General features: G+C 66.3%; 12 protein-coding genes. 3 read left to right on the top strand and 9 right to left on the bottom strand.

All coding sequences use genetic code 11. From position 1 onward, the window contains the following. Positions 1-44: 44 nt before the first annotated feature. A complete protein-coding gene (locus tag DC347_RS14720; RefSeq protein ID WP_109863460.1) occupies positions 45-515 on the top strand; it encodes an NUDIX domain-containing protein in 471 nt (156 codons plus the stop codon). 77 nt (positions 516-592) lie between these two features. On the opposite strand, the gene DC347_RS14715 is transcribed toward DC347_RS14720, so the two are convergent. The 5 genes from DC347_RS14715 to DC347_RS14695 all read right to left on the bottom strand — a co-directional run bounded on the left by DC347_RS14715 (position 593) and on the right by DC347_RS14695 (position 6,020). After that, a complete protein-coding gene (locus tag DC347_RS14715; protein WP_109863459.1) occupies positions 593-2,278 on the bottom strand; it encodes an MDR family MFS transporter in 1,686 nt (561 codons plus the stop codon). After that, entirely contained in the window at positions 2,275-2,946 is a 672-nt protein-coding gene (locus tag DC347_RS14710; RefSeq protein ID WP_109863458.1) for a TetR/AcrR family transcriptional regulator, read from the bottom strand. The genes DC347_RS14715 and DC347_RS14710 overlap by 4 nt, the downstream gene beginning before the upstream one ends. Before the next feature lie 167 nt (positions 2,947-3,113). Continuing rightward, complete coding sequence (locus DC347_RS14705) at positions 3,114-4,541, bottom strand: class II fumarate hydratase (protein ID WP_109863457.1); 1,428 nt, start codon at positions 4,539-4,541, stop codon at positions 3,114-3,116. An 87-nt stretch (positions 4,542-4,628) separates the two neighbouring features. Beyond that, complete coding sequence (locus tag DC347_RS14700; protein ID WP_018761879.1) at positions 4,629-5,243, bottom strand: carbonic anhydrase; 615 nt, start codon at positions 5,241-5,243, stop codon at positions 4,629-4,631. 9 nt (positions 5,244-5,252) lie between these two features. Then, on the bottom strand, positions 5,253-6,020 hold the full coding sequence (locus DC347_RS14695) for a DUF4245 domain-containing protein (RefSeq protein WP_240617805.1): 768 nt from the start codon (positions 6,018-6,020) through the stop codon (positions 5,253-5,255). A 138-nt stretch (positions 6,021-6,158) separates the two neighbouring features. Between DC347_RS14695 and glpX the strand changes: the two genes are divergently transcribed. Further along, positions 6,159-7,181 (top strand): class II fructose-bisphosphatase, encoded by a 1,023-nt coding sequence (gene glpX / locus DC347_RS14690; RefSeq protein WP_018761877.1) that lies wholly within the window; start codon positions 6,159-6,161, stop codon positions 7,179-7,181. Between the two features lie 89 nt (positions 7,182-7,270). Further along, complete coding sequence (locus tag DC347_RS14685; RefSeq protein ID WP_109863456.1) at positions 7,271-8,314, top strand: peptidoglycan bridge formation glycyltransferase FemA/FemB family protein; 1,044 nt, start codon at positions 7,271-7,273, stop codon at positions 8,312-8,314. Here the strand turns inward: DC347_RS14685 and manA are convergent. Genes manA through DC347_RS14665 form a run of 4 tightly spaced genes read right to left on the bottom strand, consistent with a single transcriptional unit; the run spans position 8,311 to position 13,020 of the window. Next, positions 8,311-9,555, bottom strand: a complete 1,245-nt coding sequence (gene manA / locus DC347_RS14680) for a mannose-6-phosphate isomerase, class I (protein WP_109863455.1) — start codon at positions 9,553-9,555, stop codon at positions 8,311-8,313. The two genes, DC347_RS14685 and manA, sit on opposite strands and share 4 nt — an antisense overlap. A gap of 33 nt (positions 9,556-9,588) precedes the next feature. After that, complete coding sequence (locus DC347_RS14675) at positions 9,589-11,232, bottom strand: LCP family protein (RefSeq protein WP_109863454.1); 1,644 nt, start codon at positions 11,230-11,232, stop codon at positions 9,589-9,591. Positions 11,233-11,242: 10 nt separating this feature from the next. Further along, on the bottom strand, positions 11,243-11,827 hold the full coding sequence (purE, locus tag DC347_RS14670; protein WP_018762930.1) for a 5-(carboxyamino)imidazole ribonucleotide mutase: 585 nt from the start codon (positions 11,825-11,827) through the stop codon (positions 11,243-11,245). After that, positions 11,824-13,020 carry a 5-(carboxyamino)imidazole ribonucleotide synthase gene (locus DC347_RS14665; RefSeq protein WP_109863453.1) on the bottom strand — a complete coding sequence of 399 codons (1,197 nt, stop codon included), beginning with the start codon at positions 13,018-13,020 and terminating at the stop codon, positions 11,824-11,826. Before DC347_RS14665 ends, purE begins: the two co-directional genes overlap by 4 nt. Positions 13,021-13,108: the final 88 nt, after the last annotated feature.

The raw sequence follows: 13,108 nt of genomic DNA, 5'->3' as shown, positions 1-13,108 counted from the left end.
GTTTACGGCCTTGGGACGTCTTTGGCCTTGGGTAGGCTGGCATTATGCCTGCACCTGAATACGTCCTGAAACTGCGCAAGAAGATCGGCAACGACCCCCTCTGGGTTCCCGGCGTACGGGGCGTGGTGGTCGATGACGGGGGCAGGATCCTGCTGGCCCAGCGGGCGGACAACCGGCAGTGGGCCCTGATCAGCGGGATGCTGGACCCGGGGGAGCAGCCTGCCCGGGGCCTGGTCCGGGAGATCTTTGAGGAAACGGCCGTGGTGGCGGAAGCCGAACGCGTGGTATCCGTGGGGGCGGTAGGTCCGGTGACCTACCCGAACGGCGACGTCTGCGAATTCCTCGACGTCGTGTTCTTGTGCCGCTACGTGTCCGGCGACGCCAGGGTGAACGATGACGAGTCCCTGGCGGTTGGCTGGTTCGGACTGGACGAGCTTCCCGAGCTCATGCCGGGCCACCTGACCAGCATCCGTCAGGCGCTGACGCCGGCAGGAGCCGTCTACTTCGAGCCGTAGGAGTGCCAAACCCTGTTGGTCTCAGGCGGCCCTGCGGGCCCCGGCCCGCCAGGGCTTCCCCGGGCCTCCGACGACGGTCAGCGGCCCGGGGAGACCAGCTCGCCGTCGTCGTCCTTGGCATGCTCGTCCACACCGGCCTCCGCAGCGCGGGCCGCGGAGCTGGCGGGCAGCCCGGCAGCGAGCCGTTCTGCTTCCTCCCCGCCGACTGCCTCGCCGCGTGCCACCATACCGGCGGTATCCGACAACGGGATCTGCTTGAGCGTCAGGGCCAGCAGCAGTGCCACGGCAATGAACGGCAGCAGATACCAGAACACGGGTGCCAGCGAATCGGCGTAGGCGTTCACGATGGCGTCGCGCAACTGTGAGGGAAGCTGGCTCAACGCCTGCGGGTCCAAGGTCCGGGTGGACTGCCCGGCCTGCTCGGCGGAGGCTCCCGCCCCCGTGAAGGCAGCGGTCAAGGCCTCGGAGAGGCGCGTGGTGAAGATCGACCCGAAGACGGCGACGCCCATGGCGGCGCCAACCTCGCGGAAATAGTTGTTGGTGCTGGTGGCGGTGCCGATCTGGTCCGCAGGGACGGAGTTCTGGACCACCAGGACCACTACCTGCATGATCAGGCCCAGCCCGGCGCCGAACACGAACAGCTGGAGGCAGATGACCCAGATGGGGGTGCTGGCGGCAAGGGTGGTCATCCACAGCATGGCGGCCATGGTGAAGGCGGCACCCAGGATGGGGAACATCTTGTATTTGCCGGTCTTGGAGATCCGGATGCCTGAGTAGATGGACGTGCCCATGAGGCCGGCCATCATGGGCAGCATCAGCAGCCCGGATTCGGCGGCCGACGTGCCCGAGGACATCTGCAGGAACGTCGGGACGAAGGCGATGGCGGAGAACATGCCAAGGCCAAGGGTGAAGCCGATGGCTGTGGCGTTGATGAAGATCCGGTTCCGGAACAGGCTCAGCGGGATGATCGGATCCTCGGCGCGCCGCTCCACCAGCACGAACGCGGCGGCGGAGACCAGCAGGCCGGCGCCGAATGCCCAGGTGAGGGGTGAATCCCAGCCTTCGTCCTTCTTGCCGCCGAAGTCGGTGAAGAAGATCAGGCAGGTGGTGGCCGCGGAGAGCAGGACCACGCCCAGGATGTCGATCCGCTTGTCGGCCTTCTTGTTGGGCAGCGTCAGGGCGAACCAGGCGATGGCGAACGCGGCAACGCCCACCGGAATGTTGATGTAGAAGGCCCACTCCCAGGTGAGGTGGTCAACGAAGAAGCCGCCCAGCAGCGGGCCGGCCACGGCCGACAGGCCGAAGATGGCGCCCAGCGGGCCCATGTACTTGCCGCGCTCCTTGGCGGGCACGATGTCGGCGATGATGGCCTGGGACAGGATCATCAGGCCGCCGCCGCCCAGGCCCTGGATGGCGCGGAAGATGACGAAGCCCCAGAAATCCGTGGCCAGTGCGCAGCCCACGGACGCGAGGGTGAAGAGTGCGATGGCCACCAAAAACAGGTTGCGGCGGCCCAGGATGTCCCCGAATTTGCCGTAGATGGGCATGACGATGGTGGTGGCCAGCAGGTAGGCCGTGGTGATCCAGGCCTGGTGTTCCACGCCGCCCAGCTTGCCCACGATGGTGGGCATGGCGGTGGAAACGATGGTTTGGTCCAGGCTGGACAACAGCATTCCGGCGATCAGCGCGGAAAAGATGATCCAGATGCGTTTTTGCGTCAGCAGGAGTGGGCCTGCCGGCGCCTTGGTGGTGGCGGTACTCATGATTGTCCTTCTGCGGCGGTGGGGTCCGGAATGTCGAATGGCTGGGAGAAGAGCAGGCTGGCAGCGGAGATGTTCTCCAGGAGCAGGTCCCGGTACGGGCGTGTGTTGCCGTCGGAGAAATAGGCCATGCTGCTCTTGCGGGCGATGGTGCTCAGGAGGACCACGGCCATCTGCACCACCGGGTGGTCCGGGGCCACGCCTTCGCGCCGTGCCACGTCCTTGGCGAACTGGGCTTCCCGCTGCTCGGTGACGCCGATGATGCGGAGGATGAGCTGCGGTTCCTTGCGGACCACGCCTATCAGTTGCCGGGTATCTTCCTCGGACTCCGTCATGTCCTCGGCCAGGCGCAGGGAGAGCCGGACAAGGTCCCAGAAGAGGGTGGGTGAGATGGCACCGGCGGGTGAATCCGAACCGCCGGCCACGAATTCGTCGATGACCGCCGACGGGACGTCATCGTCCGCGTGGCCGATGATGGCGTCTTCCTTGGTGGGAAAGTAGTTGAAAAAAGTCCGGCGTGAGATATCCGCCGCCTCGCAGACTTCCTCCACGGTGTAACCGTTGAGCCCGTGCTCGGCGGTCATGCTGCGGGCAGCGGCGGTGATGGCGCGCCGGGTGGCGGCCCGTTTGCGTTCGCGGAGTCCGGGATCCGAAGTTGCACTGTTACTCACAAAGTAAAGTTTTGCACTAAGTGAAAACAAGTGCAAGTTTTTCTGGGAGTCGGCAGGGGCTTAAACGGACGACGGCGGCCGGCACCTTTCCTGCGAAAGGTGCCGGCCGCCGTCGGACGCCACCTTTCCTGCGAAAGGTGCCGGCCGCCGTCGGACGCTGCGGCGGGTTATGCCTTGTGCGCCGGAGCCGTCATGGTGGTGACGTCCAGGGCCTTGTCCAGGTCTGCCTCTGAAACCTTCCCGTCGCCCTCGCCCACGAAGCCAAGCTGCTCGGTGGCCTGGCGGATGGTCAGGCCCTCCTTGACGGCGGTCTTGGCGATCTTGGCGGCGTTCTCGTAGCCGATGTACTTGTTCAGCGGGGTCACGATCGAGGGGGAGGCCTCGGCCAGGAAGCGGGCGCGCTCCACGTTGGCGGTGATGCCGTCGATCATCTTGTCCGCCATGACCCGGCTGGTGTTGGCCAGCAGCCGGATGGACTCAAGCAGGTTGGCGGCCATGACCGGGATGCCCACGTTGAGCTCAAACGCGCCGTTGGTGCCGGACCAGGCGATGGCGGTGTCGTTGCCGATGACCTGGGCTGCCACCATGATGGACGCCTCGCAGATGACCGGGTTGACCTTGCCCGGCATGATGGAGGAGCCTGGCTGCAGGTCCGGGATGGCGATTTCGCCGAGGCCGGTATTGGGGCCCGAGCCCATCCAGCGGAGGTCGTTGTTGATCTTCATGAACGAGATGGCGATGTTGCGCAGCTGGCTGGAGGCCTCGATCAGGCCGTCGCGGTTTGCCTGTGCTTCGAAGTGGTCGCGCGCCTCGGTCAGCGGCAGGCCGGTGTCCGTGGCGAGCAGTTCGATGACGCGCTCCGGGAAGCCTGCGGGGGTGTTGATGCCGGTCCCCACGGCGGTACCGCCCAGCGGAACCTCGGCGACGCGGGGGAGCGAGGCGTTGATCCGCTCGATGCCGTAGCGCACCTGCGCGGCGTAGCCGCCGAACTCCTGGCCCAGGGTGACCGGGGTGGCGTCCATGAGGTGGGTGCGGCCGGACTTGACCACGTCCTTGAACTCGACGGCCTTGCGCTCCAGCGACTCGGCCAGGTAACCCAGTGCGGGGATCAGGTCGTTGATAAGCGCGGAGGTGGCGGCGACGTGGACCGAGGTGGGAAACACGTCGTTGGAGGACTGTGAAGCGTTGACGTGGTCGTTCGGGTGGACCACCTTGTCACTGCCGGCAGCCTTCAGGGCGCGGGTGGCCAGCTCTGCCAGGACCTCGTTGGTGTTCATGTTCGAGGAGGTGCCGGAGCCGGTCTGGAAAACATCGATGGGGAAGTCGCCGTCGTACTTGCCGGCGGCCACCTCGTCGGCAGCGTCTGCAATCGCCTTGGCCAGCTCGCCGTCGAGCACGCCCAGTTCTGCGTTGGCCTGGGCGGCAGCCTTCTTGACCCGGGCCAGCGCCTCAATGTGGGTGCGTTCCAGGGTCTTGCCGGAAATGGGGAAGTTCTCCACTGCCCGCTGCGTCTGCGCGCGGTACAGTGCGTTCACGGGGACGCGGACTTCGCCCATCGTGTCATGTTCAATGCGGAACTCTTCAGTGGAAGTCATGGGGCTAGCTTATGGCGATCAGGGGCCCCATCGAAAACCGTTAAGGGGGCCGCACGGAGGTCCCGTGCAGCCCCCTTGGCGGTGTGGCTACAGCTCGCCGATTCCGTAAACCAGGTCAGCGCGGCCTTCCGCCAAGCGGTAGGAAAGGCCGACGACGGCGGTGCGGCCGCCCTCGATTGCGTCGGAAATCACACGGGAGCTGTCCGCCAGGCGCTGCGAGGTCTGCTTGACGTGCTCCACCACCATGTCGTTGACCTCGTGCTGGTCGTTGCGCAGCGAGGTCAGGACAGAGGGCGTGATGCGCTCGACGAGGTCGCGGATGAAGCCTGCCGGCATCTCGCCGGTTTCCACGGCGTCCTTGGTGGCTGTCACGGCGCCGCAGCTGTCGTGGCCGAGGATGACAATCAGGGGCACGTTGAGCACTCCTACGCTGTACTCCAGGGAGCCCAGGACGGCGTCGTCGATCACTTGGCCGGCGGTGCGGACCACGAAGACGTCGCCCAGGCCGACGTCGAAGATGATTTCCGCCGCGAGCCGGGAGTCGGAGCAGCCGAAGATCACCGCGAACGGATTCTGCGTCTCCACCAGCGATGAGCGGCGGGATGCGTTCTGGTTCGGATGGGAGGACTCGCCGTTTACGAAACGTTCGTTGCCTTCGCGCAGGCGGCGCCAGGCCAGTGCAGGGGTCAGGTTAGTCGTCACGGCCCCACCTTACGGCGTGGGGGCCGCCGAGGGTGAAACTGTGACGGCCGGGCTGCTGTCCAGGGAGGTCACGACGGCGGCCGCCAGCGTGGAGAATTCGTCCAGTTGGGCGGCGCCGGAGAGGATGACGGTGCTGCCCCGGTAGTTCAGGATCATCGACTTTTCGCCCTTGCCGGTGTCACGCAGCTCCCAGTCCTGGCCGCCGGCGTTCCGGGTACCCGTCACGGGGGCGTTCTTGGTCTGCTGGAGGAGCCAGGTGGGGTTGGAACTCTTGGTCTGTACGAGGGCGATGAATGAGGTCTTGGGCGTCAGGTAGCCGACTTCCCACGTGGGCACGCCGCTGCCCGTCCCGGCCTCCCACCGCGCGTAGTTGGCGCGGAAGGCGTTGCCGGTATCCGGTGCGACGGGTGTGAATCCGGCCACATCCGCGGCGTTCCGGGCCACCGACGCGACGTCGATGTCCGGCCGGTAGCCGTCACTTTTCGGTTGCGGGTTCATGAGGACCACGGGCAGGAACGCGGCAATGCTGAGGACCAGGGCAATGATCATTCCGATCACCGAGGCGTTGGCCCGTTTGGCGGCCGCCGCCGGAATGACGGGCTTTACGGGGGTTTCCGCACCGGCCTTTGCTGCCTCGGGCCGCCCTTCGGGCTGTGCCTGGCCGGAATTGGGGCTGGTGGCTTCCTGCATGTCATTCACTTCTCTATAGTCGCCCATCCCGGAGCCGTAGTTCCATTCGGGGGTCAGCAGGCCGCGGAGGCGGATGTCCGGGCACATTGCGCCGCAGCGTCATGGGCCGCCCGCCGAGCGGCGCCGCGACTATGATCGGTACCAGAGGAATCACCGCTCTGCTGCACCGGCAAGCGGGTTCAATGATCGCCACTCGAAGAAGAGGTTCACGTGTCACCAGCGTCCATGACCCAGAAGTACTCCACGATTTCACCGTCCCTTGCGGTGGGCCACGACGAGCCGGACCGCAACCTTGCCCTTGAACTCGTCCGCGTCACCGAGGCCGCGGCCATTGCCGGCGGCCACTGGGTTGGCTTCGGCGACAAGAACACCGCTGACGGTGCGGCCGTCGATGCCATGCGCTCCTTCCTGCAGACGGTCCACTTCAACGGCGTTGTGGTCATCGGCGAAGGTGAAAAAGACGAAGCCCCCATGCTGTTCAACGGCGAACGCGTCGGCGACGGCACCGGCCCCGAGGTGGACGTGGCCGTGGACCCCATTGATGGAACACGGCTGACCGCCCTGGGCATCAACAATGCGCTGGCCGTCCTGGCCGTCGCCGAGCGGGGCTCCATGTTCGACCCCTCCGCCGTGTTCTACATGGAAAAGCTCGTCACCGGTCCCGAAGCGGCGGACATGGTTGACCTGCGCCTGCCGGTCAAGCAGAACCTGCACCTGATCGCCAAGGCCAAGGGCGTGAAGGTGAACCAGCTCAACGTCATGATCCTGGACCGGGACCGGCACCGCCCGCTGGTGGAGGAAATCCGCGAAGCCGGCGCACGCACCAAGTTCATCATGGACGGCGACGTCGCCGGGGCCATCGCGGCGGCCCGCTCCGGCACCGGCGTGGACGCCCTGATGGGCATCGGCGGTACCCCTGAGGGCATCGTGGCCGCCTGCGCCATCAAGTCCCTCGGCGGCGTCATCCAGGGCCGCCTCTGGCCCACCAGCGACGAAGAGAAGCAGAAGGCCATCGACGCCGGCCACGACCTGGAGCGCGTGCTTTCCACCAATGACCTCGTCTCCAGCGACAACTGCTACTTCGCCGCGACGGGCATCACCGACGGAGACCTGCTCAAGGGCGTCCGCTACTCCAAGGACAAGGTCCTGACCCAGTCCATCGTGATGCGTTCAAAGTCGGGAACCATCCGCTTCGTGGACGGCGAGCACCAGGCCAGCAAGTGGGAGGGCTACGCCCGCAAGAGCTGATCCGCATCCGGAAACGGATACCAGGGCCCCGGGGCGCCATGCGCGCTGCCGGGGCTTTGGCGTTAACGCCTTGGTATAGGGTTTAAGCCATGATTCCTGCCGTTGTGCCCTGTATTGACCGCGCCCTCTGGGACGAATATGTCGACCGGTTCCAGGGCCACCCGCAGCAGCTGTGGGGCTGGGGAGAGACCAAGGCGATGCACGGCTGGTCCGTGGACCGGGTCCTCGTCAAGGCCGGCGACGAAACCATTGGCTGTGCCCAGCTCCTGGTCCGGAAGCTGCCTGCACCCTTCCGCGCCCTGGTCTACATCCCGCGCGGTCCGATGTGCACCGTGGAGAATGCGCAGGAGGTGCTCAACCGGCTGGCCGAGCACGCAGCTCTTCGGCACCGCGGCGTTGCCCTCAGCATCGAACCCGACTGGGACCGCGGCTCTGCCTTCGCCGGTGCCGTCGCCGCAGCCGGCTTCCGGGAATCGGCCAACACCGTCCTGATCCCCAGGACACTGATCCTGGACCTCACCCGGTCAGACGATGAACTGATGGCGGAGATGTCCAAGTCAACGCGGGCCAACATCCGCAAGGCGATGCGCAGCGACGTGGAATTCCGCAAGGTCAAGAACGACTCCGAGCTGGAGCAGGTGCTTGCGATCTACCACGACACGGCGGAACGTGCCGGGTTCGGCATCCACGAGGACCAGTACTATCGCGACATCTTCCGGAACCTGGGGGACGCCTCGCCCATCGTCGCAGCCTTCGACGGCGAACAGATGCTTGCTTTCACGTGGCTTTCCCGCAGCGGCACCACCGCGTTCGAACTTTATGGCGGCGTGTCCGCCGAGGGCCAGAAGCAGCGCGTGAACTACGGGGTCAAGTGGGCGGCATTGCAGTTGATGCGGGAAGACGGCTGCAGCCGGTATGACTTCAACGGCCTCCTCAACGACGGCATCTCCGACTTCAAGAAGCAGTTCGCCAAGCATGAGGACATGCTCCTGGGGACCTGGGAAAAGCCGTTGTCGCCGTTCTACCCCGCGTACTCCACAGCCATGCCGCTGGCCCGCAAAGGCCTCCAGGCGGCCCGCCGGCTGGTCAAGGGCGCGGCGGGCCGGGCGCAGGGGCTGATGAAGCGGCGCTAGAGTCCGGTAGTCACGGCGAAGGCCAGGGCAGGCTCGCTGCTGCCTGCTGCCCGGTGGACGTTGACCGGGGCCTCGGCAGCGGCCACGAACGCGCTGGAACCGCGGGACAGTTCCAGGTCGCCCTTGGGTGAGTCCAGGTAGACGGCACCGGCCACCACTATGACCACGGCGGCGCCGGACTGGGCCAACGGGACGGGGCCGGAGTCCGGGCCCAACTCGATGCGCTGAAGCTGGAACTCCCCGAACGGCGGCCGGTACACCTCCTGGTCCATCATGGTCCTCCCGGCGTCCAGCATCGGAACGGCCACCGGGTGGAAGTCGATGGTCTTCAGGAGCTCCGGCACATCGATGTGCTTGGGGGTCAGGCCGCCGCGCAGGACGTTGTCCGAGGACGCCATGACCTCCACGCCGAGGCCATGGAGGTACGCGTGGACGTTTCCTGCCGGCAGGTAGACGGCCTCGCCGGGCTGCAGGGAGATCCTGTTCAACAGCAGCGAGATCAGGACTCCGGGATCGCCGGGGTACTTCTCATTGAGGCTGATGACGGTTCCGAGCTCGGCCTCGTACGGCGCCAGGGGAGCTCCTGAAAGCAATGCTGCCACCACCAGGGCCGTAGCCTCGGCCACGGCCTGCCCGCCGGTGATGAGCCGTTCGAAGGCATCGTGCAGGCCGGCGCCTTCATCTCCCGCGGAGAGGTCGGACAAGAGGTCCTGCACCAGGACAGGGCACTCATCCGGTGACGGGAAGGTCCCGGCAACGTGGTCCAGGATCTTCCGGGTCTCGGCCGCCGGGCGGAACCCGCACAACGCCTCGAACGGCGTGAGGGCGAAGATCATTTCCGGCTTGTGGTTGTCGTCCTTGTAGTTCCGGTTGGCGGCATGGGGGTCGAGCCCTGCATCCTTTTCCCGCGCGAACCCGGCCCTTGCCTGCTCCAGGCTGGGATGGACCTGGAGGGACAGCGGCTGGGCTGCGGCCAGGATCTTGGCCAGGAAAGGCAGCCGCGGGCCAAATGCGGCCACTGATTCCGCACCCAGGAAATGCTCAGGGTCGGTGGCGATCAGGTCGTCGAGCGGGCGTCGTCCGCCGTCCTCGGAAATGTGGGCCACCGACGGCGAATCAGGGTGCGCGCCGATCCACAGTTCGGCCTCGGGCCGCCCGGATTCGGGGCGGCCGAGCAGCGAGGCGATCGCCGTCGTCGAGCCCCATGCGTAATCCCGAAGGACGTTCTCGATCTCGTACAAGGATGTTCCGTTTCCCTAGGTGTGATGGGACGGCTACAGTGCGGCGCACTGGCCGTTGGTGGCCACGAGGTTGCGGATGGCCTGCTCGTTGCCCTGGCGCTTGAAATCGTCCAGCATCTGCTCCGTGATCGGCTCACCGTCGGGGGTGGTGGTCACCGGTGTGAAGTCCGACGGCGCCGTGGACTCCTGCGGCAGTCCTCCGGTCATTGCCCGGGAAAGCCCGGCCGGTCCTGCCGCCTGGACGTGCCCGGCACCGGCTGCCGGTGCGTTGATCGTGTCGTCGGACGCCCCTGTTGCCTGGGCTCCTGACGCCGACGCCAGCAGCTGGTCCACACGGTCGTGGATCTGGTCGAAATCGGGGTTGGTGGAGAATGCGGGGTCGAAGTCCGGCGGCCCGATGGTGAGCCGCTTGACCTCCTTGCCCTTGGCCTTGATGGCCAGGTCCACAAAACTGCCCAGCTGGGTGGAGGAAATGTTGGACTCCACAACCTTGGTGCCGGCGTTGGCAATGTCCTCGAATTTTGACAGCAGGGTGGCCGGGTCCAGCTGCTTGAGCATGGCCTGCTGCACGCACTGTTGGCGGGCGATGCGGGCGTAGTCGTCCACGAACTCGCGTGAGCGCCCGTACCAGAGGGCGTGGTAGCCGTCCAGGGTGTTGTCGCCGGCCGGTATCCAGCCCAAGGGCATGCCGTGGATACCGTTGGCTTCATCGATGGTTTCACCGCTGATGGGCACCCAGCCGCCCGCCTTGATCCTGATGCCGCCCATGGCATCGATCAACTTGGAAAAGCCGTCCATGTCCACCAGGACGTAAGCCTGGATGTCCATGCCAAGCGTGCCGGATACTGCCTCCAGGGTGGCCTGCGCCCCAGGGTCCGCCACGCCCGGGTAGAGATTGGCGTGCTCGTTGGTGACCTCGGTGTTGATGGCGTTGATCAGGCATTCGTCCCCGCAGTCGTAGCCGTCGGGGTAGATGGCGCGCATGGGCGAGTTTGCGCTGAATTGGGCGTTCTGGAAGTTCCGGGGGATGGAAATGATGGCTGTCTGGCCGGTCTTGGCGTCAACGCTCAGCACGGAAAGGCTGTCGGGGCGGCGACCGGTGCGGTCGTCTCCGGCGTCGCCGCCCATCATCAGGAAGTTGTACCTGCCGTCCACTGGCTCAATGGCGGGCCCGGACGAGAAAATGCTGCCGATCGCATTACGGCCCACGTTCAGAAGGTAGGCGGCGTAGCCCAGGGACCCGCTGCCAAGGACCAAGGCCAGCACCAGGGCGATCCCGACGGCGGGGCGGGCCGGCGGTGCCAGCAGGACCGGGCGGATGATTCGCAGGGTGTTGACGAACAGCAGGGCCCAGCCAACAGCCAGGGCCGTCAGCAGGATCACCAGGACCAGTGACGTGACGGGGTTGGTGAACACGTTGATCACCAGCGTCCGGTCCAGCATTAGGAGGACCACTGCCAGGACCAGGAGTGCCCAGACGCAGAGCGTGGTGCGCAGCGCGATCCTGCCCAGCTTCCGGTCGCCGGCCACGAGCTGGGCGCTCCCCGGTACCAGCAGCGTCAGGAGGACCAACACGAAGGCCCGTTTGGTGCGGACTGCCGGGGAAGCGCCGGCCGGGTAACGGACCGGATCAGTCAAAACCGCTCCGGTGCCCGGCTGCTGCGTGCTGCTGGCCATGCCCGCCGCCCTAACGGCTGCCCCGAAGTGAGCCGGACACGTCAGGGAAGACTTCGCTGACTTTCTGCCGCAGGTTGGCGCCCTTGCGCGAGGCGACGGCGTTGAGGTCGGCAGCGAAATCCAGGAGGTCGGCGCGCAGTGACGCAGCGAGTTCGTCCGTACCGGAGGCAAGCATCCGCACGGCCAGGAGGCCCGCATTGCGTGCACCGCCGATGGATACCGTTGCCACCGGCACACCCGCGGGCATCTGGACGATGGACAGCAGGGAGTCCATGCCGTCAAGGGTCTTGAGCGGGACGGGGACGCCGATGACCGGCAGGGGAGTAACGCTGGCCAGCATGCCCGGCAGGTGCGCGGCGCCGCCGGCCCCGGCGATGATGACGCGCAGCCCCCGCTCGTGAGCCGTCTGGCCGTAGCGGATCATCTCGGTCGGCATCCGGTGGGCGGAGACGACGTCAGCTTCGAACGGGATGCCGAATTCGGCGAGGGCCTCGGCCGCCGCCTCCATGACGGGCCAGTCCGAGTCGGAGCCCATGACCAGGCCCACCAGGGGGCTGGCACCGGGACCGGCGGCTGGGGTGGCTTCGGCGCTCATGCGTTCTCCTCGAAGATAGGTGATGGTTCCTCGGCGCCGGCACGTCCATCACGGATGATGGCCGCCACCGCCGTTGCCCGGCGCCTGACCGAGTCAACGTCCGTCGTCGAACTTCCCACCAGGTTGACATGGCCGATCTTACGTCCGGGCCGCACGGATTTGCCGTAGCAATGGACCTTGGCGGCCGGCTCGCTGGCCAGGGCCATCGGGTAGGCGGAGAAGAGGTCCTGGTTTTCCCCGCCCAGGAAATTCTTCATCACGGTGACGGGGGCCAATGCGTCGGTGGCGCCGAGTGGGAGGTTGAGGATGGCGCGCAGATGCTGTTCGAACTGGCTGGTGATGGAGCCATCCTGGGTCCAGTGGCCGGTGTTGTGTGGCCGCATGGCCAGTTCGTTGACCAGGAAGCCGGCGCCCGAGCCCGGCGTCTCGAAAAGTTCAACAGCGAGGACGCCGGTGACGTTGAGCTCCGCTGCGATACGCAATGCGGCGTCCTCGGCGGCTGCGGCCACCTCCAGCGGGATGTCCAGCGCGGGTGCGATCACCTCGTCACAGACACCATCCACCTGGATGGTGTGGACCACCGGCCAGGCCCGGGCTTCGCCATCAGGTGTCCGCGCCACCAGGGCGGACAGTTCGCGGGTGAACTCCACCTTCGCTTCGGCCAGCAAGGGGCTCATGGCGGCGAACCATTCGGCGGCGCCGGCAGCTTCCTCTGCGGAGGCAATAATCCGGACGCCCTTGCCGTCGTAGCCTCCGCGCGGCATTTTCAGCACCACGGGCCAGCCCGTTTCCTCGCCGAAGCTGACCAGGTCTGCGACATTGGCCACTGACGCCCAGGCGGGGTTGGGTAGTTCCAACCGGTCGATGGCGGCGCGCATGACCAGCTTGTCCTGTGCATGGACCAGGGCGTCCGGTCCGGGCTGTACATTGACCCCCGCTTCCTGGAGCGCCCTGAGGTGCGCCGTGGGCACGTGCTCGTGGTCAAACGTCATCACGTCCAGGCCCCGGGAAAATTCCAGGAGGGTCTGCAGGTCCTTGTAATCGCCCACCGGCGTAGCCGGTACGGCAGAGACCGCGGAAACGTCCTCGCCTTCGGCGAGGACACGGAGTTCGAAGCCGAGTGCTGTAGCGGCAGGGGCCATCATTCGCGCAAGCTGGCCGCCGCCAACTACACCTATTACTGGAAAAGTCACGTATGCCAGCCTACCGAAGACGCACCATATCGCGCTTTTACGGCCCGGCGGGAGCGTGACATTTTCTGCTGCGGGCCGGCAACGGGGG

It is taken from the genome of Pseudarthrobacter sp. AG30, assembly GCF_003116525.1.
In the GTDB taxonomy this organism is placed as follows: Bacteria; Actinomycetota; Actinomycetes; order Actinomycetales; family Micrococcaceae; genus Arthrobacter.
Note: the sequence above shows the minus strand (reverse complement) of the source record. Positions and strands in the feature narration are given on the sequence as shown.

What these genes read in the sequence shown, in the direction of transcription:
- purE (WP_018762930.1), bottom strand. Translation starts at nt 11,827, where the DNA reads ATGAGCGCCGAAGCCACCCCAGCCGCCGGTCCCGGTGCCAGCCCCCTG.
- DC347_RS14720 (WP_109863460.1), top strand. Translation starts at nt 45, where the DNA reads ATGCCTGCACCTGAATACGTCCTGAAACTGCGCAAGAAGATCGGCAAC.
- DC347_RS14685 (WP_109863456.1), top strand. Translation starts at nt 7,271, where the DNA reads ATGATTCCTGCCGTTGTGCCCTGTATTGACCGCGCCCTCTGGGACGAA.
- glpX (WP_018761877.1), top strand. Translation starts at nt 6,159, where the DNA reads ATGACCCAGAAGTACTCCACGATTTCACCGTCCCTTGCGGTGGGCCAC.
- DC347_RS14715 (WP_109863459.1), bottom strand. Translation starts at nt 2,278, where the DNA reads ATGAGTACCGCCACCACCAAGGCGCCGGCAGGCCCACTCCTGCTGACG.
- DC347_RS14695 (WP_240617805.1), bottom strand. Translation starts at nt 6,020, where the DNA reads ATGTGCCCGGACATCCGCCTCCGCGGCCTGCTGACCCCCGAATGGAAC.
- DC347_RS14705 (WP_109863457.1), bottom strand. Translation starts at nt 4,541, where the DNA reads ATGACTTCCACTGAAGAGTTCCGCATTGAACATGACACGATGGGCGAA.
- DC347_RS14675 (WP_109863454.1), bottom strand. Translation starts at nt 11,232, where the DNA reads ATGGCCAGCAGCACGCAGCAGCCGGGCACCGGAGCGGTTTTGACTGAT.